The organism is Nocardia sienata NBRC 100364 (genome assembly GCF_001613205.1).
Lineage (GTDB): Bacteria > Actinomycetota > Actinomycetes > Mycobacteriales > Mycobacteriaceae > Nocardia > Nocardia sienata.
On record NZ_BDBX01000054.1, the window covers coordinates 43,164 to 64,797 of the forward strand.

13 protein-coding genes are annotated in these 21,634 nt (G+C 69.5%); 7 read left to right on the forward strand and 6 right to left on the reverse strand.

Annotated elements, in window-relative coordinates; genetic code table 11:
• Positions 1-385: 385 nt before the first annotated feature.
• Both NS4_RS26220 and NS4_RS26225 read left to right on the forward strand, forming a co-directional pair.
• Positions 386-1,999 carry a type VII secretion target gene (locus NS4_RS26220; RefSeq protein WP_063062165.1) on the forward strand — a complete coding sequence of 538 codons (1,614 nt, stop codon included), beginning with the start codon at positions 386-388 and terminating at the stop codon, positions 1,997-1,999.
• A gap of 126 nt (positions 2,000-2,125) precedes the next feature.
• Entirely contained in the window at positions 2,126-3,166 is a 1,041-nt protein-coding gene (locus NS4_RS26225) for a hypothetical protein (RefSeq protein ID WP_063062166.1), read from the forward strand.
• Between the two features lie 423 nt (positions 3,167-3,589).
• Here the strand turns inward: NS4_RS26225 and NS4_RS26230 are convergent, their stop codons facing one another.
• Positions 3,590-4,525 carry a TauD/TfdA dioxygenase family protein gene (locus tag NS4_RS26230; RefSeq protein ID WP_063062167.1) on the reverse strand — a complete coding sequence of 312 codons (936 nt, stop codon included), beginning with the start codon at positions 4,523-4,525 and terminating at the stop codon, positions 3,590-3,592.
• A 165-nt stretch (positions 4,526-4,690) separates the two neighbouring features.
• Entirely contained in the window at positions 4,691-5,461 is a 771-nt protein-coding gene (locus NS4_RS26235) for a deoxyribonuclease IV (protein WP_063062168.1), read from the reverse strand.
• Between the two features lie 109 nt (positions 5,462-5,570).
• On the opposite strand from NS4_RS26235, the gene NS4_RS26240 reads away from it, so the two are divergent.
• From NS4_RS26240 to NS4_RS26255, 4 genes are all read left to right on the forward strand, one after another.
• Complete coding sequence (locus NS4_RS26240; protein WP_063062169.1) at positions 5,571-6,929, forward strand: serine/threonine-protein kinase; 1,359 nt, start codon at positions 5,571-5,573, stop codon at positions 6,927-6,929.
• 251 nt (positions 6,930-7,180) lie between these two features.
• Positions 7,181-9,031: a serine/threonine-protein kinase gene (locus NS4_RS26245; protein WP_063062170.1), complete on the forward strand. Its 1,851-nt coding sequence runs from the start codon at positions 7,181-7,183 to the stop codon at positions 9,029-9,031.
• Positions 9,032-9,195: 164 nt separating this feature from the next.
• Positions 9,196-9,972: an ABC transporter ATP-binding protein gene (locus NS4_RS26250; protein ID WP_063062183.1), complete on the forward strand. Its 777-nt coding sequence runs from the start codon at positions 9,196-9,198 to the stop codon at positions 9,970-9,972.
• Between the two features lie 64 nt (positions 9,973-10,036).
• Complete coding sequence (locus NS4_RS26255; protein ID WP_063062171.1) at positions 10,037-12,550, forward strand: ABC transporter permease; 2,514 nt, start codon at positions 10,037-10,039, stop codon at positions 12,548-12,550.
• 53 nt (positions 12,551-12,603) lie between these two features.
• On the opposite strand, the gene NS4_RS26260 is transcribed toward NS4_RS26255, so the two are convergent.
• Genes NS4_RS26260 through NS4_RS26275 form a run of 4 tightly spaced genes read right to left on the reverse strand, consistent with a single transcriptional unit; the run spans position 12,604 to position 20,148 of the window.
• Positions 12,604-13,770: a VWA domain-containing protein gene (locus NS4_RS26260; protein WP_063062172.1), complete on the reverse strand. Its 1,167-nt coding sequence runs from the start codon at positions 13,768-13,770 to the stop codon at positions 12,604-12,606.
• Positions 13,767-16,187 carry a DUF5682 family protein gene (locus tag NS4_RS26265; protein WP_063062173.1) on the reverse strand — a complete coding sequence of 807 codons (2,421 nt, stop codon included), beginning with the start codon at positions 16,185-16,187 and terminating at the stop codon, positions 13,767-13,769. Before NS4_RS26265 ends, NS4_RS26260 begins: the two co-directional genes overlap by 4 nt.
• Positions 16,184-17,287: an ATP-binding protein gene (locus NS4_RS26270; protein ID WP_063062174.1), complete on the reverse strand. Its 1,104-nt coding sequence runs from the start codon at positions 17,285-17,287 to the stop codon at positions 16,184-16,186. The genes NS4_RS26265 and NS4_RS26270 overlap by 4 nt, the downstream gene beginning before the upstream one ends.
• Entirely contained in the window at positions 17,284-20,148 is a 2,865-nt protein-coding gene (locus NS4_RS26275; protein ID WP_063062175.1) for an SWIM zinc finger family protein, read from the reverse strand. The genes NS4_RS26270 and NS4_RS26275 overlap by 4 nt, the downstream gene beginning before the upstream one ends.
• A gap of 505 nt (positions 20,149-20,653) precedes the next feature.
• Between NS4_RS26275 and NS4_RS26280 the strand changes: the two genes are divergently transcribed.
• Positions 20,654-21,634: AAA family ATPase (locus tag NS4_RS26280; protein ID WP_245665736.1), on the forward strand; the 981-nt coding region annotated here is incomplete at its 3' end.

Below are 21,634 nucleotides of genomic sequence, written 5' to 3' on the forward strand. Positions count from 1 at the left end.
CGTGCTTCGTACTGTCGATTTTCACCCGGGTGAACCGGAAAGCCGTCTCGGCGCGAAGGAGGGAACCATGACGCCACGCCTCGGACCCGCTAGTTGCGCCTCACCGTGCTCATCGGAACGACGCTCGATGCGGCAGGGTCGTCGGTGGCGGCCGCCGCTGCCGCCCGGTTCGACACCTGCGCGTATGTCCGCAGGTCGAAAGGTATTTCCCGACAGCCGAACTCGAACGTAGCACGCCCGACGGCGTCCGCCTGCCGGTGCGGATCGCCGCCACATGACGACTTCGGCGGCCGCGGTCGGATGTCGGAATTCTCCAACATCGTTTCTCCGACCCATGTGCACCGCACCCGAAGACGCTGGACATCACAGCAGGAGAACCGCCGGTATGACCGAACCACTGGACATCGATCTCGACCTGTTGCGGGAGTTGGCGATCCGCCATGAGGAGGAGGCCGACAAGATCCGCGCCCGGGTAGCGCCGCCCACCGAGTGGCTCGACAGCTATCTCGCCTTATACGGCAACATTGCACTGCCGGTCTATGAGGCGCTGCTCCGCTACGTCGACGCCCGGCAGGCCGACGGCAACGCACTCGCCGATACTCATCAACTCACCGCCGACAATCTGCGCACCGCGGCATGGAAGATGGAGTTGGTCGATCAGCAGCGCGGGCGCAGTATCGAACAGGCGGTTTCCGGCGGGGGACAATCTCATTCACCGGCCCTCGCTGGGCACTTTGTTTCACCGACCCCCGCAGAGCACTCGAATTCACCGAGCCTCGCAGACGATACCGGCACAGCCGCGGACTCCTCGGGCCACCCGAGCTCCACCACCACGACGAACGGTCCGGCCGCGGACCCACGGTCGATCGACACCCTTGACCGATCGGCGACGGCGGCAACCAACACTGCCGGCCCTGCCATGGCCGGTCCCGGCCCCGGTTTCGGCGGTCGCGGCGGCAGGCGCGAAACACCGTGGTCGCGAGCAAAGAACACCTCGGACGACACCGACCTCGATCTCGCCAGGAAGCAGCTGAGCACAATAATCAACACCGCGCCGGACATCCCCGGGCTGGATTGGGCGGTTGCGGTGATGCGTGCGGGCGACCTGGTGCAAACGTTCGTGACATCGAACCAAGGCCGCGGTTGGCTACCCGCGGGGGCACAGTTCCCGAGCACAATGGCCACGCCGTGGGCGCCGAGAATAGCCAACACCCTGGACGGTGTGGAAACCGCCTGGGAGGGTGCTGCCGATCCGGCGCGGATTCTGGTCGGATTCGGATCGGTGTGGGGAGCGAGGCACACATCGCGGATGACGGCCCTCGTCACCACCGGCACGGTGGATATGAGCCTCCACGGCGCGGTCCCCGACGCCGCGGTCGAAGGCGACATCACCCCTGGGCTGTATCCGATCGACACCACCGCACGCCTCGTCGACCGCCTCGGCATCTACAGCTCGGACGGCCTGGACCCGGCGATCGACACTGTGCCGGACACTATGATCAGGGCCTGCGTCGCCGGACTCGCCTCCGACGCCCATGCCCGGCTCGGGCGACGGAACCGGGACGACGAACTTCACAAACTCCGTGAACGTCTGCTGACCCGGCTCGACCGGGGGCAGACGGTTCCCTCGGCGTGGTGGACCGAGCTCCGCCACTCCGTTGCAACCGGGCCCCGGCAACACCGTGGCACAGCCGTGTTCAGCGGTACCGAACCGCTACCCGGCCGGGCACCAGAAGCCACACGGACACTCGCGCTCGAGCTTCGGGCCGTCGAACTCCTCCTACTACTCGACGGCAAGCCGTCCCGCCAACTTCTCCGGGATGCCGCCTACAGCTACGCCCAGGTCGTCAACCACCCACTGTTCGCGGCCGACTCGTCCGCCGCCACACCCGCGGGGCCGGTCACGATCACAACCCCGATCACGGTCGCGCAACCCCCCGCGGTGAACTTGTCGAGCCCCGCAACCCGGCCCCACCATGTCGTCCCTTCGGCCGGGTGAGCCGAGGAGCCGGCCATCGTCTCGGTGCTCCCACGGCCTGAAAAACCGAAACGGGTCTCATCTCCCGACCCACTATTGCTCGGTCGTACGAATGCGAACTGACTCCGCGTCGACACGAACTCAGGAATGAACATGGTGAATCAAAATCGGTTTCACGTGCGCTTGCCGCGCCCGGATGGCTCGGCAGATCTCCTGCACATCGTGAAAGAAGCCGAAACGATGCTGCAAAAAGCGGTCGACAGCATGGGGCCCGGTGATTCCGGAGACAGGCCCAGCGTCCATCTGATCGGTCCCGGGAATGACTCCGGGGATTCGGCAGGGCGGGTCGATCGGGTCCACGTGATCCGTCCCGGGGCCGGCACCGGTGGTCCGGCGGGGCCGGTCGATCGGGTCCACGTGATCCGTCCCCGGACCGACACCGGTGATCCGGCAGGGCAGGACGGCTGGTTCGATTCGGCCTTACCCGGGGGTGAGGATATCGGCAGCGGTGCCATCGCCCGCGAATACGGGGGGCACCGCAAAAAGGTCGTCCACTGGCGGAAAGACATCGAAAGCGGTGATCAGATCGCCGGATCTGCCGTTGATGATGCCTCCATGATCGGGCCTCGCGCATTGGGCACCCTCCGGGACACGGTCACAACTCTGCAGGATCAACTGTCGGTTCCGGGCAAATTGACCAAGAATCAAGAAGTGATCATGCGCGGTCACATCGACTCCGCGCTGGGGAACGCTCAGCACGTAGTGCTCCGGGCCCGCCAGGATTCCGAAGACAACGCCCTTCGAATCGACCAGAACCTGCCGAAGAGAGTCGAACGGTACGAAACGCAGGATGGACGCGTCATTCTGAAAGCCGGCGATGCCCCGCCGCTCGGGGGGCCCGAGTTCTTCCGAGTGGAAGATGACAGCGCGGCAATCGGCGACGAGGCCGGTCGAAGACAACACTTCCTCACGACGCCTGGCGACCCCACGGGGCGCGCCGCTGTCGGCCTACCCGGCCAGATGACCTCCGAGGTCCTCTCGCCCAGCGTCGGCATGCCGATACAGAGCCCGGTATTCGGTAGCCAGGAGTCCGGGGAGAGCGGTGGTGGCCTCGGTGCGATGTCCACCTTGAGGCCCCTGATACAGGCCATATCGTCCCTCACCCAAAAATCCGAGGAAGGCGATTAGGGACAGCGCTCCTGTCAGGAGCCGTTCTCGGGCTGTCCCGGCCCGGGACGGACACACATCACGCCGCCGCAGGGCTTGTCACTGAGGCCCGCGGGGTTGGGATGGACCGTCGGCCGCCGGTGCGCGGGGGCGCGGAGTTCGTGACGGTTGCGGTCCCGTGGGCCGCGGGCAGTACGACGTCGTTTCACCGCGCGACCCCCGTAGCGCCGCCGCGAGGGCGGTGCGTGGAGGTCCGGACCCGGTCCGCGACACCGGCCCCGGAATCGGCCGGGAAGGCCCCGGTAGCGCCCGGTGCCGCGTAGGGCGAACCTGTCGGTGGCCAGTAGTTCATGGTCCCCAGTCTGGCGGATGCCCCCGTGGCCGGTCGCACCCGGGTTTGCCCCGTGGACCTCGGCGCTCGCCGCGGCCGCGGGGCCTACCGGCTCATGAGGCCAGCGCGCGCGGCGACTCGACCACCGAATAGTGACCGGCGTCACCGGTGATGACCGTGCTCGGTCGGCCGTCGACACCCACCGGGATATCCCCGGCGAGCGTGATCCGGGTCAACCGGCGGGGCTGTCTGTCGTAATCGTTGACCGCGTAGTGCTGGGTGGCGCGGTTGTCCCAGATCGCGACATCACCGAGTTGCCAATCCCAGCGCACCGTGTTCTCCAGCCGGATCACCCGATCCTGGAAGAGCCGGAACAGCGTCTGCGACTCCGTGGTCGAGAAACCGACGAAGTTCCGCACGAAATGGCCGAGCAGCAGTGCGCGCTCGCCGCTTTCCGGATGGACCCGGACGACCGGGTGCTCGGTCTCGTAGAGCGAGGACTCGAACTCGGCGCGGTGCTCCTTGGTCTTCTCGTCCGGATGCTCCCCGTGGCGGCCCACGTAGTCGTAGACATTGGTGTGCACCGCCCGCAGGTTCTCCGCCAGCAGCCGCAGCGGCTCGGGCAGCGAATCGTAGGCGGCCACGGTGGAGGCCCAGGTGGTGGAGCCGCCGTACGGCGGCAGGGTGACCGCCCGCAGGATCGATGCCTTCGGGATGCGGTCCACGAAGGTCACATCGGTGTGCCAGCTGTTGGCGCTGCCGTACTCGGAATCGATGGCCAGGGTCTTCTCGCCGTGCGAGGTGACCGTCGGATGCGGGGTGGTCGGGCTGCCGAGCAGTTCGGCGAACTCGTACTGGCCGTCCTCGGTGAGCTGGTCCTGGCCGCGGAAGAAGATCACCTTGTGTTCCACCAGCGCCTTGCGGATGGTTTCGACGGCCGCCGGACCGAGGTCACCGCCCAGCCGCACCCCGTCGATACGCGCTCCGATCCTGGACCCGAGCTTGACCACGGTGGGGAGGGTGGCGGGGGTGGTGTTTTCGGATGTCATGGGCACCTCACGGATCGAGAGCGGAATCGTTCGCCTCTCGAGCACACCACCGGACCCCGGTACCGAACAGGATTGTGGTCGCGCTGATCACAAGGGTGCTGTCACCTGTGCGCGGGCTACCGTCGTGATCTCGTTGCGTTTCGTCCGGCCGGGCGGAACGCGCCGCTAGCGCAAATGCTCGCGCAGATAGGCCAAGTCGTCGACGATGCCCTCGGCGGGGGTCTCCAGGATCACCGGCGCGTCGGCGGTCCGGCACACCTCGGTGAGCAGATCCGGATCGATGGTGCCCTCGGCGAAATTGGCATGCCGATCGGCACCGGAATCGAATGCGTCGCGGGAGGAATTGAGGTGCACCAGATCGATCCGGCCCGTGATTCCCCGGATCCGCTCCACCACGCCGACCAGATCCTCCCCGCCCGCCCAGGCGTGACAGGTATCGAGGCAGAAACCGGCCCCGTAATCGCCCACCGCCTCCCACAGCCGCGCGATATTGTCGAAATGCCGGGCCATGGCGTGGTTACCACCGGCGGTGTTCTCGATCAGGATCGGCACCGCGAAGCCGCCCTTGTCCTGCTGGCGCTCGAACAGTTTGCGCCAGTTGTCGAAACCGGCCTCCATCTCGCCGTCGTTGCGCACATGCCCGCCGTGCACAACCAGCCCGAACGCGCCGAGATCGGCCGCCGCCCGGGCCTGCTGGGCCACCGCGTTACGCGACGGCATCCGCAGCCGGTTGTTGGTGCTGGCCACATTGATCTGATAGGAGGAATGGACCACCACATCGATGGGGCTGGCCAGGATCTGCTCGGTCGCCGGATGCGGCGTGGGTTTGTCCCAGCTCTGCGGATCCACCACGAACAATTGGACGACATCGGCGCCGAGTCGCTCGCCGTACCCGATCGGGTCGCTGTCCGTGCGGACATGTGCTCCAATGCGCATGGCGCCAGACTATCGCCCCGAACCGACAACCGGCTCTCGTGTTGCGCCCGGGCGGTGCGGGAAGATACACCGGAAGACACGCGTACGACCCGACGAGGGGGAATCGGCCATGCTCGAGCCCGGTGACGATTTCGCGGGCTATGCCATCCGGCGGCGGCTGGGCGTCGGCGGTATGGGTATGGTGTTCCTCGCCCGGCACCCGCGGCTCCCGCGGCTGGTCGCGCTGAAACTGCTCAACCCGGACCTGTACTCCGACAGGGAGATACGCCTGCGTTTCGAACGGGAATCCGAACTCGCGGGCCGGCTCGAGCATCCCAATATCGTCACCGTTTACGACCGCGGCGCCGAGGGCAGACAGCTCTGGATCTCGATGCAGTACGTGCCGGGTTCGGATGCCTCACTGGTGGATCTGCACGTCCTCGATCCACGGCGAGCGGTGCAGATCGTCGCCGATACCGGGATCGCCCTGGACTTCGCCCATGCCAACGGGGTGCTGCACCGAGATGTGAAACCGGGCAACATCCTGCTCGCGAAACCGCCCATCGGGCAGCCGGAACGGGTCCTGCTCACCGATTTCGGTATCGCGGGAGTGCGCGACGCCGAAACCACCATCGCCGCGGCGGACACCATCACCGCGACCCTGGCCTACGCCGCCCCCGAACAGCTGACCGGTGCGAAACTCGATCACCGCGGCGACCAGTACTCGCTGGCCTGCACGCTGTTCTGGCTGCTCACCGGGTCGGGCCCGTATCGCGGAAACAATCCGGCCGAACTCATCCAGGCACATCTGACCGCGCCGGTGCCCCGGCTCACCCGGATCCGGCCCGGGCTGCCGCCGGGGCTCGACGAAGTTCTCGCGCGGGCGCTGGCCAAAAATCCCGCCGACCGGTTCCTCAGCTGTACCGAATTCGCGACGGCCGCCGCGCGGGCACTGCGCCCGCCGGCACCGCGTGGGGGACCGCCGGGAGTCAGATTGCGGCCCGCGCAGCGATACCCGGCGCCGGCCGGACCCGCTCCGGCGTACGGATCGGGGGAGTTCCGGCAGTCCGGCACCCGGGGCGGGCCGGGTTATCCCTCCACCGAACACCGCCGCCCCGGTCCACCGGCGCCGCGGTATCCGTCCACCGGGCACCCGCATCCAGGGGCGGCCCCGCCCTACCGGTCCGCCGAAAACCGGCATCCCGGCCCGGGCGGACAGCTTCCGGGCCCCGGTGACCACCGGCCCCCGGCCACGGCCGGGCCACAGCCGGGTTCGGCCGAGTTCCGGCAGCCGGGCCCCGACACCCGGCACGCGCCCGGGGCCGTGTCCCCGGCGGACGACCGGGCCACCCGCCCCGACCGGGTGCACCGTTCGAGCCCGGCCGAATCGGCGATGATCGATCTGCCCGGCCTGCGCAACCGTCCCGGGGTGACCCCGCCGGTGGCCCGGCCCCACCGGCCGCCCCGGGACCCCGGTGCTACGACCTAGCGCCGCAATCCCGGATATCCGTGGTGAGCCGCCCCGGCACCGGGGCCGCGCGGCGCGCCGGTAGCGCGGTGTCGAGGTAGCAGCCGTGTTGCGGCTGCGTATGCGGACCGGTGAGAGCCCTCGGCCCGGTATCGACTGCTGCTATGGTTTCGATGATTTCGCGTGCCCGGACCGTTGCGGTCCGGACACGCTTTTCGTCTACGCCTGCGTACCGGTGGGTCCCGGTCCCGCAGGCGGGAATTGGAGCAACCATGCTGGCCAACGGCGATGTTTTCGCCGGCTATGTCATCGACCGGCAACTCGGCCGGGGTGGGATGGGCTCGGTCTACCTCGCGAAACATCCGCGGCTGCCGCGGATGACAGCGCTGAAGCTGCTGAACCGCGAAATGTTCTTCGACAAGGAGGTGCGCGCCAGATTCGAACGGGAGGCCGATCTGGTCGCCCGCCTGGACCACCCCAATATTGTCACGGTCTACGACCGCGGTCTCGAAGACGAACAGCTGTGGATCTCGATGCAGTACATCGACGGTATCGACGCCGCCTCGGTGGATCCGCAGAAGTTGCCGCCCGAACGTGCCGTCCAGATCATCGCCGAAACCGCGTCCGCGCTGGACTACGCGCACGGTATGGGCGTGATGCACCGGGACGTGAAACCGGCCAATATCCTGCTGGCCCGCTCGACCGGCGGCCGTGGTGAACGGGTCTACCTGACCGATTTCGGTATCGCGCGCCTGCGCGACGACACCGGTCACCTCACCCAGACCGGTACGTTCACGGCCACTCTGGCCTACGCCTCGCCCGAACAGCTCACCGGCGCCGACCTCGATCACCGCTCGGATCAATATTCGCTGGCCTGTTCGCTGTACTGGTTGCTCACGGGCAGCGGTCCGTTCACCTCCACCAATCCGGCGGGGGTCATCCAGGGGCATCTGCAGTCGCCACCGCCATTGCTGAGCGCAGCCCGGCCGGAACTGCCGCCGTCGCTGGACGCGGTCCTGGCCAAGGCGATGGCGAAGCGTCCCGATGACCGGTTCACCTCGTGCACCGAATTCGCCGAAGCCGCCAAACAGGCGCTCGCCTCGCCGAGTTCCCCGGCGATCCCGCCGGCCGTACCGCCGCCCACCATGGTGAATCCGTCGTATCAATCCGGGCCGTACAACAGCGGGGCGAACCAGTATCCGAGCACCGCGGCGCCTCAGCCCTACGCCGGGGGCGTACCGGCACAGCCCTATGCGAGCAATGTGCAGGGCCAGCCCTACGCCAGTGGTGTCCAGGGCCAGCCCTATGCCGGCGGTGCGCCGGGCCAGCAGTACGCGAGCGGGTTCCAGCAGGGCCCCGCGGACGGGCACCAGCAGCCCTACGGGGGCACTCTGGGGTACACCACACCCGTCGGTCAGCCGTCGTACGGCGGCGGAACACCGGGCGGATACACCCAGCCCACGAACTATCCGCAGCCGATGGCGCAGGTCCAGCAGGCGCCGCGCCCGCCCAAGTCGAACACCGGGCTCGTCGTCGCCATCTGTGTCGGACTCGTGGTGCTGATCGGGGTCGTCATCGGTGCGGTGGCTCTCGCCGGGAGCGGCGGAGGCGGCGGAACCGACACCACGGCCGCCGGCACCAGTACCCAGACCACCGTGGCCCCGGTGCCCGCGACCGCGGACTCCATCAGCAAGGAGTTCCCGCGGCTGGTACCCGCGTCGACAGCCGAGGAGGTCGGGTACCACGACGCGAAATGCTGGGAGACCGATAACAGCTACACACCCAGCCCCGACGACGGCGAACCCGATTTCGGTAAATGGGCCTGGCAGTGGCGCTGCTACGGCGGCAACAACAACGACGATCCGTTCTACCGGATCTATGCCTACGCCTCCGCGGCCGAGGTGGAATCGGTGGTCAAGGGACTGCCCGCGACCTCGGAGAAGTCCACCGACGCCAACGGCGGCCGGACCTACACCAACTACAAATGGGACAGCGACGGCCCGAAGATGGTCACGGTGTTCACCAACCATCCCGAACGAGCCCAGTACCTGATGTACACCGACGGCATCGTCGGCACCATCGACGAGATGCTGACCTGGTGGAAGTCGGCGCCGCTGAACTGAGCGACGCAGCGGAACCGGCGGGCCCCACAGCAGGCGGGGTCCGCCGTTTCGTTTCCCGCCGGCGCAGTGTCATCCCACCCGCGTACCCGGCGATCCCGCAGGTGTACGAGTGGTCAGGGCGATCCCGGATGGCGCGGTTCGCGGCGGCCCGACACACTGGACCCATGACTGCTCACGCTGTCGACGTGGACCCGGCCGAGCCGGGCGCCTCGTCCACCGTCGCCGCCGGCGCCATCGAACTGACCAAGGTCTACGGGTCCGGGGATACGCGGGTCACCGCGCTGGACGCGGTAACGGTCGATTTCGCGCGGGGCGAGTTCACCGCGATCATGGGGCCGTCCGGCTCCGGGAAATCGACCCTCATGCACTGTCTGGCGGGGTTGGACGAGGCGAGTTCGGGCCGGGTGCGGATCGGCGACATCGAGCTCACCGACCTGTCCGACAAACAGATGACCGCCCTGCGCCGGGACCGCGTCGGCTTCGTGTTCCAGGCGTTCAACCTGGTCCCGACGCTGACCGCGCTGGAGAACATCACCCTGCCGCTCGATATCGCCGGCCGGGCCCCCGACTCGGAGTGGCTCACCACGGTCCTGAAGCGGCTCGGTCTCGAGGACCGGCTGGGCCACCGGCCCAGCGAACTCTCCGGCGGGCAGCAACAGCGGGTCGCCTGTGCGCGGGCGCTGGCGGGTAAACCACAGATCATCTTCGGCGACGAACCGACCGGCAACCTGGACTCCCATTCCTCCGGTGAGGTGCTGTCGATCCTGCGGGCGGCGGTGGACGAATTCGGTCAGACGGTCGTCATCGTCACCCATGAGCCCACCGCCGCGGCCTACGCGGACCGCGTGGTCTTCCTGGCCGATGGCCGGATCGTGGACGAGATGCGCGATCCGACCGCCGACTCGGTGCTGGACCGGATGAAAGCTCTGGAGGTCCGGTGACGCACTCCGGTACCTACGCGCGTCCCCGGCCGGCACAGGCGGTCCGGTAGTGGCCGCCCATCCCATGCGCAGGGTGGCGCTGCGCAATCTCGCCGCGCACAAGGTGCGGCTGGTGCTGACGCTGCTGTCGGTGGTCCTGGGGACCGCGTTCATCGCGGGGTCCTTCGTCTTCACCGATACGCTGCAGCGCACCTTCGACGGGATCTTCGCAGGCGAGGCCAAGGGCGTCGATGTGCGGGTGAGCCCGGAGGAGCGGCAGTCCGCGGGCATTCCACAGGACGTGGTCGACCGGATCGCAGGCATGGACGGCGTCCGCACCGTGGCTCCCGGTATCGAGGGGGCGGTGGTGCTGCTCGATCCGTCGGGGAAGAAAGCGGTGCAGACCGGCGGCGCGCCCAGTTCGGGGCAGGCCTATATCCCGCCGCAGCAGGCGGTCGCCGAACCCGATCCGTTCGTCGCCGGCGTACCCCCGGCCGAACCCGGCCAGATAGCGCTCAATACCGGCGCCGCGGAACGGGCCGGTCTGAAGGTCGGGGACCGCACCAAGGTGCTCATCCCCTCCCACGGCGGACCGATCGATGTCACGCTCACCGGCATCTACGCGCCGCCCGCGGATACCGGCGGAGAGATCGCGCTGCAGTTCACCGAGGCCCAGGCCCGGGAACTGTTCACCGACGGGACCCATGTCGCCTACGTGGATATAGCGGCCGAGGGCATACCGGGGGACACCCTGCGCGACCGGCTGTCCATGCTGTACCCGGACTACAAGGTGCAGAACGGCGACCAGGTGCGCGCCGATATGCGAGCGCAGCTCTCCGAGGCGCTGAATTTCCTGAACTACTTCCTGTTGGCCTTCGGCGCCATCGCGCTGATCGTCGGCACCTTCATCATCTACAACACATTCTCGATGCTGGTGGCGCAGCGGTTGCGCGAACTCGCGCTGTTGCGGGCCGTCGGCGCGAGCCGCGGTCAAGTGGGCCGGTCGGTGGTCGGGGAGGCACTGGTCGTCGGCGTGCTCGGCAGTCTGCTCGGCCTGCTGGCCGGTATCGGGCTCGCCTACGGGCTCGCCGGGCTGCTCAACGCATTCGACCTCGGATTGCCGACCGGCCGGATGGCCGTCCTGCCCCGGACCGTGGGGGTCGCCTTCGCGGTCGGCCTCCTGGTGACGGTGGTGAGCGCGTACGCGCCGGCCCGCCGTGCCGCCCGGATCGCCCCGGTCCAGGCCATGCGCGAGGAGTTCGCCTCGACCGGTGACACGCTACGGGTGCGCACGGTGGTCGGCGCGGTACTGGCGGTCGCCGGAATCGCGCTGGTGGTGCTCGGTGCCCGCCACACCGGCGGCGGCGCGGCGGCCGTGGTGGGCGTCGGGGCGCTGAGCCTGATCCTGGCGGTGCTGTTCGCCTCGCCCGCGCTGTCGCGTCCGGTGCTGGCCGGACTGGGCCTGCTCATCCGGCCGTTCGGGTCGATCGGGCGGATGGCGCGCAACAATGCAATCCGCAATCCGCGCCGCACCGCCGCGACCGCTTTCGCGCTGACCCTGGGTCTCATGCTGGTCACCGCCATCGGCATGCTGGGTGAATCGGCGAAGGTCAGCATTTCCCGGCTGGTGGATCAGGGGATCGAGGCCGATTACGTCCTCACCGGACCGCAGATGATGGGGGTGCCGACCGGCGCCGCCGACGCGGTGCGCGCGAAGGTGCCCGAGGCGGCGTATACCGTGGGTCTGCGCGGGCTCGTGCTCGAGATCGGTGACGACGACGAATTCGGCACCTCGCCCGACGGCTCCCTGGACCAGGTCATGAACCTCGACATGCTGAGCGGTTCGGCGACCCTCGGGGACTCCGAGATCCTGCTCGGCGAGGACGAGGCGACCGAGCACGGCGTGACCACCGGTGACCGGCTACCGGTGAAAACCCTCGACGGTAGAGAGATCCCGTTGACGGTTTCCGGTGTCTACGCCGATTCGCGGGTCCTGGGGCCGCTGATGGTGCCGCCCACGGTCTACGAACAGGCGGTTCCGGTCTCCCTGCGGGCCGATGTCGCGGTACTTGTCAAGGCCCGAACGGGGACCGACCTCGCGTCCATGCGCACCGATCTGGAGCGCGCCACCGAGGAATTCGTGATCGTGCAGGTCCTGGACCGCGAGGAGTTCAAGGGCGAGAACGCCAAGCAGATCAACAACCTGCTGGCCATCCTGTACGGCCTGCTCGCGCTGGCGGTGGTGATCGCGGTCCTGGGTATCGTGAACACTTTGGCGCTTTCGGTGGTGGAGCGCCGCCGGGAGATCGGCATGCTGCGCGCGGTGGGCACGCAGCGGGCGCAGGTACGCCGCACGATCTACCTGGAATCCATGTTGATCGCGGTGTTCGGTGCCCTCGTCGGGGCGATCCTGGGTCTGGGGCTGGGCGTCGGATTCCTGCGCACTTTGCGCGATCTAGGGCTGGACCAGATCGCGGTGCCGTGGGATCAGCTGGTGTACATGCTGATCGGCTCCGCGGTCGTGGGAGTGCTGGCCGCGCTGTGGCCGGCGATCCGGGCGGCCCGCACCCCACCGCTGGCGGCGATCGCCGACCTCTGAGTCCGCACTCCGTGGTCCGGCCCGTTCGGGCCGGACCACGGAGCGCGCGCGGTTCAGCGGTTCTCGGTTCCCCAGCGCATGAGATCCCCCCGGTTCAGTGCCTGGGCCAGTAGGTCCGGAAACCGGTCGGGCGTGCAGGCGAAGGCCGGCACGCCGAGTGCCGCCAGCGCCGCGGCGTTCTCGCGATCGTAGGAGGGCGCGCCGTCATCGGAGAGCGCCAGCAGCACCACCACCTGGACACCCGATTCCTTCATGGCGTGCACGCGGCGCAGCATCTCCTCCCGGACCCCGCCCTCGTACAGGTCGGAGATCAGGAAGAACAGGCTGTCGGTGGGGCGGGTGATGAGCGACTGGCAGTAGGCGATGGCCCGGTTGATATAGGTCCCGCCGCCGAGTTGGGTGCCGAACAGCACATCGACCGGGTCGGAGAGTTTTTCGGTGAGGTCCACGACCTCGGTGTCGAAAACCACCAGTGAGGTGCGCAGCGACCGCATCGAAGCCAGAACCGCGCCGAATACCGAGGAGTACACCACGCTGGAGGCCATGGAACCGGATTGATCGATCGCCAGGATCACATCACGATGCACCGCCTGGGCCCGCCGGCCGTAACCCACCAGCCGTTCGGTGATGATGGTGCGCTGCTCGGGAAGGTAGTTGGCGAGGTTCTTGCGGATGGTGCGGTCGAAGTCGATATCGCGCGGTTTGGGCCGGGAAGTGCGGGCGGACCGGTTGAGCGCCCCGCTCACCGCGGCCACGGTACGGGTCGCTATCCGTTGCTCGATCTCCTTGACCACCTTCGACACCACCATCCGGGCGGTGGCCTTGGTGGTCTCCGGGATGACCCGGTTCAGGCTCAGCAGCGTGCCGACCAGATGCACATCGGGTTCGACCGACTCCAGGAGCTCAGGTTCCAGGAGCAGCTGGGTGAGGTTCAGCCGCTCCACCGCGTCCCGCTGCACGACCTCGACCACCGTCGACGGGAAGTAGTTCCGGATATCACCGAGCCACCGGGCGACCCGCGGCGCCGACCCGCCGAGGCCGCCCGCCCGGTCGCCGCGGGAGCCGCCGCTGTCGTAGACCGAGCCGAGGGCTTTGTCGATGGCCTTGTCGTCGGCGGTGCCGAGGCCGCCGAGCGCCGGCTCGGCGGCGGCGCCGAGGACGAGGCGCCAGCGGCGCAGCCGGGCCTCGTCGCTGACATCGTGCGGTGCGGTGATATTCATGCTGGGACTCCGAGGATGTCGGCGACGGTGCGCAGGGCGAGCAGACCGCGGATGGGGTCGGTTTCGGTGGCGCCGGGAGCGGTCGCGGCCGGGCCGCCGTCGCGCACGGCTTCGCCGATCGCGCGGCGCTCCCCGGATTCGAAGGCGCCGAAGGTCCGGCGCAACAGCGGTACGACCTCGACGAACTGCTCCTCGGAGAGACCGGCGAGCCAGCCGTCGATGAGCCGCAGCAGAGCGCGATCGTGGACCAGCACCAGCCCGCGGCCGCCGACGAAACCGTCCACCCAGGCGGCCTTCGCGGCAGCGGTGTTGCCGACCGACAGCGCCGCCGCCAGCCGCCGGGCCGCCTCCTCGGTATCGATCCGGTCGGCGTCGCAGAGCAGGCGCACCGTCCGTCCGACCAACAGGCCGTGCACATCGGACCGGTCGGCCAGCCGGGCCAGTACCGACAGCCACTGTTCGGTGGATTCGGCGTGGTTCCGGGTATGGATTGCGGTGGTGGCGGTATCGAGCTGATCGCGCAGCGCCGTGGCGGTCTCGTCGCCGAGACCGGTGACCGCGGCGGGCAGGCCGGCGCAGATGCGGACCAGCATGCTGTCGGCGACATGGGTCAGCGCCGAGGTATCGGTGCCGCGGACGTCCCCGTACCGGAGCGTGCGCAGCAGACCGGGCAGCGCCGCCAGCAGATGGGTCATATCGTGGTCCACCGCGGCCGCGGAACCGAGGCGGGCGATCAGCCCGTCGAGTGCGCCCGGCAGTTCGGCGAGCAACGCGAATTCCAGCGCCTCGGTGAGTTCGGTGACCCCGCTGCCCGACCGCGCGGCCGTATCGAGGATCTTCGCCTCGGCCGCCGCCTGCACCGTGGTACCCCACCGGGAGGCCTCGATCACCCGGACCGCGAACTCCGGTTCCCACCGCAGCTCCCAGGTCTCCCGGAATGTACCTTTCGATTGCACGGTACCGGCGCTGGGTGTGCCCCAGTGCACGCCGAGCAGCCGGAGCCGGTGCAGCAGCCTCGATCGGCCGATATCGCGTTCTTTGCGCAGGTCCAGATCCAGCGTGCGGACCAGGGCTTCCTGTTTCAGCCGCAGGGTGCGGGCCGCGGCCCGCAGATCGGCTTCCAGCGGTACGGTCGGCGCCTCGGGCGGCACCGCGCCGAGTGCTTCCCCCACCACCAGTTCCGTCCCGACCAGGCGCAGCGCCGTATCGTCGCCCTCGCACAGCACCGCGCGGGTCGCCTCGGTGACCTCGGAGAGGCCGGCCAGCGGCCGGGCCCGCAGGGCCGCCAGCGTTTCCGCGAGCCGCACGCTCTCGATGATGTGGGCACTGGAGACCGGCAGGTCGTGGGCGCGCATTACGCCCGCGACCTTGGTGAGCCAGGACGCGATGGGGCGCTCGGTCTCGGTGAACAGATGGTGGTACCACCCGGGCGAGGTGACTCCCGCACCGTAGCCGGACGCGGCGGCGAGCCGCGAATGCGTCCACGGCACCCAGGTGAGGGTTGCTTTGACCTTGGGCAGGCCTTTCAACAGGCGCAGATCCGCGGCGGCGGGCCCGAGCGGTTCCTGGAGCGCGGGGGCGTGCCAGGCGCCGCAGACCACGGCGATCCGGCGAGCTCCGTCCTTGCGCGCCTTGCGCAGGACCTGCCGCATATGGGCTTCGCGGATCAAGGTGTGCCGGTCGAGGATCAGCGGCTCGGGTTGCGGTGGGTCAGGATCGCCGACCTCACCGGGGGCCGGGAGCCCCCCGGGAAGTTCGTCGGCCGGCGAGGCACCCGGATCGCCATCGCCGACCTCGTCGACGGCAACGGTCCGGAACTCGCCGGCCGGTGGGTTCCCCGGATCGTCGGCGCCGAGCCCGGATTCGTGCGCACCGTCCGGGCCGGCACCTGTAGCGGTCTCCGGTTCGATGATCGCGGTCTCGCGGAGCGCGGCCATGGCCTCGGTGATGGCCTCGAAGGTTCCGATGTCCGAGGTCGATTCGACCACCGCGTCCCACCATCGTTCGGCATCGTCGTAGCCGCCCGCGGCCGCCAGTTCGGCCAGCGCGTCACGGCCACCGGTGCGGTCGTCGACGGCCAGGACCTGGGCGGCGGGTAGATCGCAGAACCGGACGGGTATCTGGTTGTCGACCGCGTAGCGCAGCGCCTGCCATTCCGGGGAGAACACCGCATACGGCCAGAATGCGGCCCGGGCCGGATCGTCGGAGACATAACCGAGCAGGGCGACCGGCGGTGCCATCGACACGGCGGCGACATGGACCACCAGGGGGTCGGCATCCGCCGGGCCCTCGATCAGGATGGTGTCGGGCCGGAACTCCTCCAGCGCCAGGCGTAACGACCGGGCCGATCCGGGGCCGTGATGCCGTATCCCGAAGACCCGGGTCTGCCCGGGTTCGCCCGCCTGCGCGGGGCTCATCCGTTGATCTCCCGGCAGGCGCGGTAGAAATCGGCCCATTCGCGGCGTTCGCGCACCACGGCCTCGAGGTATTCGGTCCACACCACCGAATCGGCCACCGGATCCTTGACGACCGAACCGATCACCGCGCCCGCGATATCGGCGGCCCGCAGCACACCGTCGCCGAAATGCGCCGACAGGGCCATACCGTTGGTGATCACGGAGATGGCCTCGGCCGTGGAGAGCGTGCCCGACGGAGACTTCAGCTTGGTCCGGCCGTCGGCGGTGACGCCCGCGCGCAGCTCCCGGAAGATCCGGACCACCCGGCGTACCTCCTCGGCGGCGGCCGGGACCTCGGGCAGTTCCAGCGCCGAACCCAGCTGCTCGACCCGGCGGGTCACGATATCGATCTCCTCGGCCTCGCTGCCCGGCAGCGGGAGGACGACGGTGTTGAACCGGCGGCGCAGCGCCGAGGACAGTTCGTTCACGCCGCGGTCGCGGTCGTTGGCGGTCGCGATGATGTTGAAACCCTTGGCGGCCTGCACTTCCATCCCGAGTTCGGGAACCGGCAGGGTCTTCTCCGACAGGATGGTGATCAGCGCGTCCTGGACATCCGACGGGATCCGGGTGAGTTCCTCGAGCCGGGCGATCGCGCCGGTACGCATCGCGTTCAGGATCGGTGAGGGCACCAGCGCGGCATCGCTGGGACCCTCGGCGAGCAGCCGGGCGTAGTTCCAGCCGTAGCGGATGGCTTCCTCGGCGGTCCCCGAGGTGCCCTGGACCAGCAGGGTGGACGACCCGCTGACGGCGGCCGCGAGGTGTTCGGAGACCCAGGTCTTCGCGGTACCGGGGACGCCGAGCAGTAGCAGGGCGCGATCGGTGGCCAGGGTCGCGACGGCGACCTCCATCAGCCGGCGCGGTCCCACGTATTTGGGACTGATCACGGTGCCATCGGAAAGGGTGCCGCCCAGCAGATAGGTGACCACCGCCCACGGAGACATGGTCCACGATGGCGGGCGGGGGCGATCGTCCACGGCGATCAGGGCGCGCAGTTCGTCGGCGAAGGCTTGTTCGGCATGCGGGCGCAGCAGCGCCGGGGCGGGTTCGGTGGCGGTGGTCATTTCAGCTCCTCGAGCATTGCGGATCGTTGGTGGAGGTCGTGGGCGAGCAGTCCGAGGGCCGCGGCCCAGTCGTCGGCTTCGCAGCGGGCCGCCAGCGCGGTGACCTCGCCCGCGCTTTCGGGCGGTAGATGGAGGGCGGCGGTGTGTAACAGCGAACGGTGCGCACCGGGGTAGGTGCCCGGCGCGCCCCGCCGGGCCGCGGCGGTCCGGGCGCGTTCCTCGAACAGGTGCAGCAGATGCCGGGCCAGTTCCGGAGGCCAGGGATGGGCCACCGCGGGCAGCAGGGATTCGAGTTCGGACAGCCAGGAGGTGCCCAGCCGTAGCAGATGGCGCAGCTGGTCGCCGGGCGAGAGCAGCGCGAACAGTTCACGGCGGCGCAGGATCGCCAGGTTCGACGGCATCCCGGCGGTGAACAGCGCCGCTGCCCAGCCGGTATCGCGCTGGGCGAGGGCGGCATCCATCCAGCCGTCGAACAGCGGCTGCCGGAAACGGTCGTCCACGTGTGTCACGACCGCGCGAACCGGGGGACCCAGGGGGCCGGTCCAGTAGCTCAGCGGTAGTGCGGCCACCAGTTTCCGCAGCCGGGTCGCCGCGAGATCGGGCTGTCCGTTCCAGCGGTATCCGAATTCCGTGGTGCCGTCGGTGAAACCGTCGCGGATCGCTGATTCGTCCATTGTCTCCGGAATGCCGACGAACAGCTCCGATCCCTGACCCGCGCCGGCCTCGCCGCATTTGATCCACTCGGCGGCGCGCGCGGCCATCCGCCCGGCGAGCGCCGAAGTGGGCAGCCCGGCCAGCAGCTGCGCGGCGATACGGCGCACATCACCGCGGCGATCGCCCAGCGCCCGCTCGAGTAGTTCCTCGTCCGCGGCGCTCAGCCCATCGGCGAGTACCCCGAGCAGTTCGGCCTTCGGCGCGCCCGATTCCCGCGGCCACGCCTCGGTCAGGGCCGCACGCGCGGCAGCCGGGTCCCGGTGCCGCAGCGCGGTCAGCCAGGCGAGCCGTTCCGGCGGCCGGCCCAGATACCAGGTCTCCTCGGTGGGTTCGGGCTCGGTGGTATCCCGCCGCGCCAGATCGTGCCAGCGCGGAATCCATCCGGCCAGCCAGCGGCCGCGGGCGCCGGCCAATCGCAGCGCCGCCTCGCGCAAATCGCTGTTGCCCGCCGCGAATTCGAGCAGCGGTCCCACCAGCCGGTGCGGGGCGCGGTATTCGTGCGGCGCGGCGGCGGCGAACCATTCGGGCAAGAATTCGGGCCGGGATTCGATCAGCACGGCCAGCCGGTCGGCGGCCGCGCGGGGGAGTTCCGGTCGTGGGTCGTCGGCGGCCGGCGCGCCGGACATCTCGACCCGGCGGGGCAGATAGCCGCCGCGCGCCCAGGCCATCTCCAGCGCGGTGGTCGCGAGCAGGCGCTGCGCGGCATCCCGCCCCGGAAGCGCCGCAACGGCCGCGGCCACCTGTTCGCCGATTCCCGACGGTGTGCCCGCCCCGCGTGCGGTACCCAGCAGGGCGATCGACGCTGCCTCCGGTGTGGCGGTGACGGCGGAGCCGGCGGCGTCCACGGCGTGCCCGGCATCGTGGAAATCCCCGTCGGCCAGGACGGAGATCAGCTCCAGCCGCCGGCCCGTCCAGAGACCGAAGACGGTTACCGGGTGGCCACCGGACAGCGCGAGCAGTCGCCATGGTTGTACGGGCTCCGCCAACGGGAGCGCGGTGCCGTCGGATTCGCCGATCAGCCAGTCCTCGCCCTGCCGCACGGGTGTCACCCCGTGTAGCAGGACCGGCCACGACTCCAGCCACGGGTCGGCGGCCGCCGCCGTCGCGAAATCCGTCAGTGCGGCGGCGACGGTCGCCGAGCCGACGGTCTCCGGCGGTTCCGCGGCGGTGGGTGCCGTCTCGTCCCGGCCCGATCCGGCGACCGCGCGCAGCGGTGCCGCAACCGGATAGAAGTGCACCGCGTACTCGGCTGCGAGGCCGATCGGCGGGGTGCCGGCGGCGAAGACGGGGGAGCCGAAAGAATGTTCCACCAGCAGCGCCCACCGGCCGGTGCGCATGCCGCGGAGCCAGGTCCGGCGGGTGTGCAGCCGGTCTTCTTCCTCGGTGCGCATGCCGACGGTCAGCCACCGATCGGTCACCGCGGGTTCGGCCTGCACCGTTTCCGCCGGAACCGGATAGCCGATATGGCCACGGACGGCGGCCACCAGCGGCGCGGGCAGCGCGTCCGCTCGAGTATGGGCGGTGATGAGCAGGTGCAGCCACGCGAACCGCCCCAGCAGCACTTCCGGCCAGTTCGCCCGGCGCACCACCGCGTCGGGCAGCCGGCGCACCGCGGCGGCCGGGCCGGGTGCCTGGGCGTCCACCAGCCGTGCTGCCACCGCCTCGAACGCCGCGTGGGAGCGATCTGTCTGGGCCAGTCCGGTACGGATCTGGTCGACCAGCCAGGTATCGAGTTCGGCCAGACCGGCTTCCACTCGTTCCTGCCGCTGCCGCGCGGTGGCCGGATCGCCCCCGCGCGGCCGCTTCGGCGGTGCGGCCGCCTTCGCGACGCGACGGCCGATCCATTCGGCCGCGAAATCGGCTGTTTCGGCGGACTCCGCCACCGTGCCCGCCGACCAGATCAGCAGCAGTGACAGGGCGTGTTTGCACGGGAACTTGCGGCTCGGGCAGGAGCAGCGGAAAGCGGGCCCGGCCAGATCGACGATCGTCTGGTACGGGGTTTTTCCGCTGCCCTTGCACAATCCCCACAGTGCGGTCCCGGACCAGCCGGTACCGGACCACTTTCCGGCCAATTTGCGGGCGGCGGTGAGGGAACTCGTATCGGGCGCGAGCGCTGTCACCTGGTTCTCGCTCCACCGTTGTGTCATCCGGCGGACTCGTTTCGGTCGGTCATGATGCCCCCGTCTCTCGGTCGAAAGATTTCTATCGCACCGCACCGACAGAATCTCTTCCTGGCATGGTCACCGACGGAAGCGCTTGGCGCCGAACCGTATTCGAGGCTACCGGCAATACCGTAAATGTTGCGGGATCCGATCGGATCTGGCATTCTGTCCTGTTCGGCCAGACCGAGCCACCCCTGAAGGGTGACACACCGACGAGCTGCCCGACGGGGTTGGCGAGGGGTGGCCATCGGCAGCCGGTCGGGTCGGCCGATGACCAGATCCCATCCCCGCGGGCACGTTCGAGCCGCCGGCCGTGCGTACTTCCCCGCGCTCGGTTCCGGCGTGGTGTATCGCAACCGTCCGGGACGGAGCCGGGAACCGGCTCTGTCCGGAACGGCTGCTATCGGGTAGCGTTTCGCACAGCTTTCGACCGTACGACCACACACGGGGGCTCGACAGGCGTGTGGCCTCGAGGGGGTGGAGAACTTCCGTGAACTCTGTGCGTGAGGAATCCGGGGCGACGTCCGTCCGGCCCGCCGAGGTGATAGCGCGCCGCATCGATGCGGATCCGGATATTCCCGCCGCGGTGGCCGCGCTCGTGCGCGCGGCCCTCGACCCGCCGCCCGGCTCCGCCGAAGCCACGGCGAACGCGACGAGTTCCGGTCTCGACGGCGTCTTCCTGAGCGCCATCCGGGTGCGAGGGTTCCGTGGTATCGGCCCGGAAACCACGCTCGAACTGCCCACCGGCCCGGGGCTGACGCTGGTGACCGGCCGCAACGGCAGCGGGAAATCGAGTTTCGCCGAAGCCGCGGAACTCGCGTTGACCGGCGGCAACCGCCGCTGGGACGGCCGTTCGACCGCCTGGCGCGAAGGCTGGCGCAACCTGCACCGGTCCGGCCCGGTCCGGGTGGAACTGCAATTACGCACCGACGGCCCGGAACCCGCGCTGACCGTCGCCCGGGAATGGGACGCCGAGGAACCGTTGCCCGGGGGCACCTGGACTCAGCGGCGCGGGGACGGGCCCGAGCAGATTTTCGCGAGCGGTGACTGGGTGCTGCCCCTGGAGCTGTACCGGCCGTTCCTGTCCTACAGCGAACTCGGCGCGCTGGTGGACGGGAAGCCCAGCGAACTGTTCGACGCGCTGCACCAGTTGCTCGGTCTGGACGAACTCATCGTCGCGCACGAGCGGATCCGGGTCCGCCGGCTGGACCTCGAGCGCGCGGCCCGGACCGCGCGCCGGGACAGACAGACCCTGCTGACCGAACTCGCCGAGGTCACCGATCATCGCGCGCGGCGCGCTGTCGCGCTGTTGCGCGAGCCGGTCCCCGATACCGCCGCGCTCGAGGGCCTGGTGGGCGATACCGCCGATGGACCGGAACCGGCCGCGTTGCGCGCGGTGCTCGCCCTGGAACTGCCGTCGGCCGAGCGGATCGCGGCACTGGCGGCCCGGATCTCCACCGCGGCCGCCGCG

Bases quoted from the DNA above. Each gene is read 5' to 3' on its own strand.
- NS4_RS26220 (WP_063062165.1), top strand. From the start codon at position 386: ATGACCGAACCACTGGACATCGATCTCGACCTGTTGCGGGAGTTGGCG.
- NS4_RS26225 (WP_063062166.1), top strand. From the start codon at position 2,126: ATGAACATGGTGAATCAAAATCGGTTTCACGTGCGCTTGCCGCGCCCG.
- NS4_RS26230 (WP_063062167.1), bottom strand. From the start codon at position 4,525: ATGACATCCGAAAACACCACCCCCGCCACCCTCCCCACCGTGGTCAAG.
- NS4_RS26235 (WP_063062168.1), bottom strand. From the start codon at position 5,461: ATGCGCATTGGAGCACATGTCCGCACGGACAGCGACCCGATCGGGTAC.
- NS4_RS26240 (WP_063062169.1), top strand. From the start codon at position 5,571: ATGCTCGAGCCCGGTGACGATTTCGCGGGCTATGCCATCCGGCGGCGG.
- NS4_RS26245 (WP_063062170.1), top strand. From the start codon at position 7,181: ATGCTGGCCAACGGCGATGTTTTCGCCGGCTATGTCATCGACCGGCAA.
- NS4_RS26250 (WP_063062183.1), top strand. From the start codon at position 9,196: ATGACTGCTCACGCTGTCGACGTGGACCCGGCCGAGCCGGGCGCCTCG.
- NS4_RS26255 (WP_063062171.1), top strand. From the start codon at position 10,037: ATGCGCAGGGTGGCGCTGCGCAATCTCGCCGCGCACAAGGTGCGGCTG.
- NS4_RS26260 (WP_063062172.1), bottom strand. From the start codon at position 13,770: ATGAATATCACCGCACCGCACGATGTCAGCGACGAGGCCCGGCTGCGC.
- NS4_RS26265 (WP_063062173.1), bottom strand. From the start codon at position 16,187: ATGAGCCCCGCGCAGGCGGGCGAACCCGGGCAGACCCGGGTCTTCGGG.
- NS4_RS26270 (WP_063062174.1), bottom strand. From the start codon at position 17,287: ATGACCACCGCCACCGAACCCGCCCCGGCGCTGCTGCGCCCGCATGCC.
- NS4_RS26275 (WP_063062175.1), bottom strand. From the start codon at position 20,148: ATGACACAACGGTGGAGCGAGAACCAGGTGACAGCGCTCGCGCCCGAT.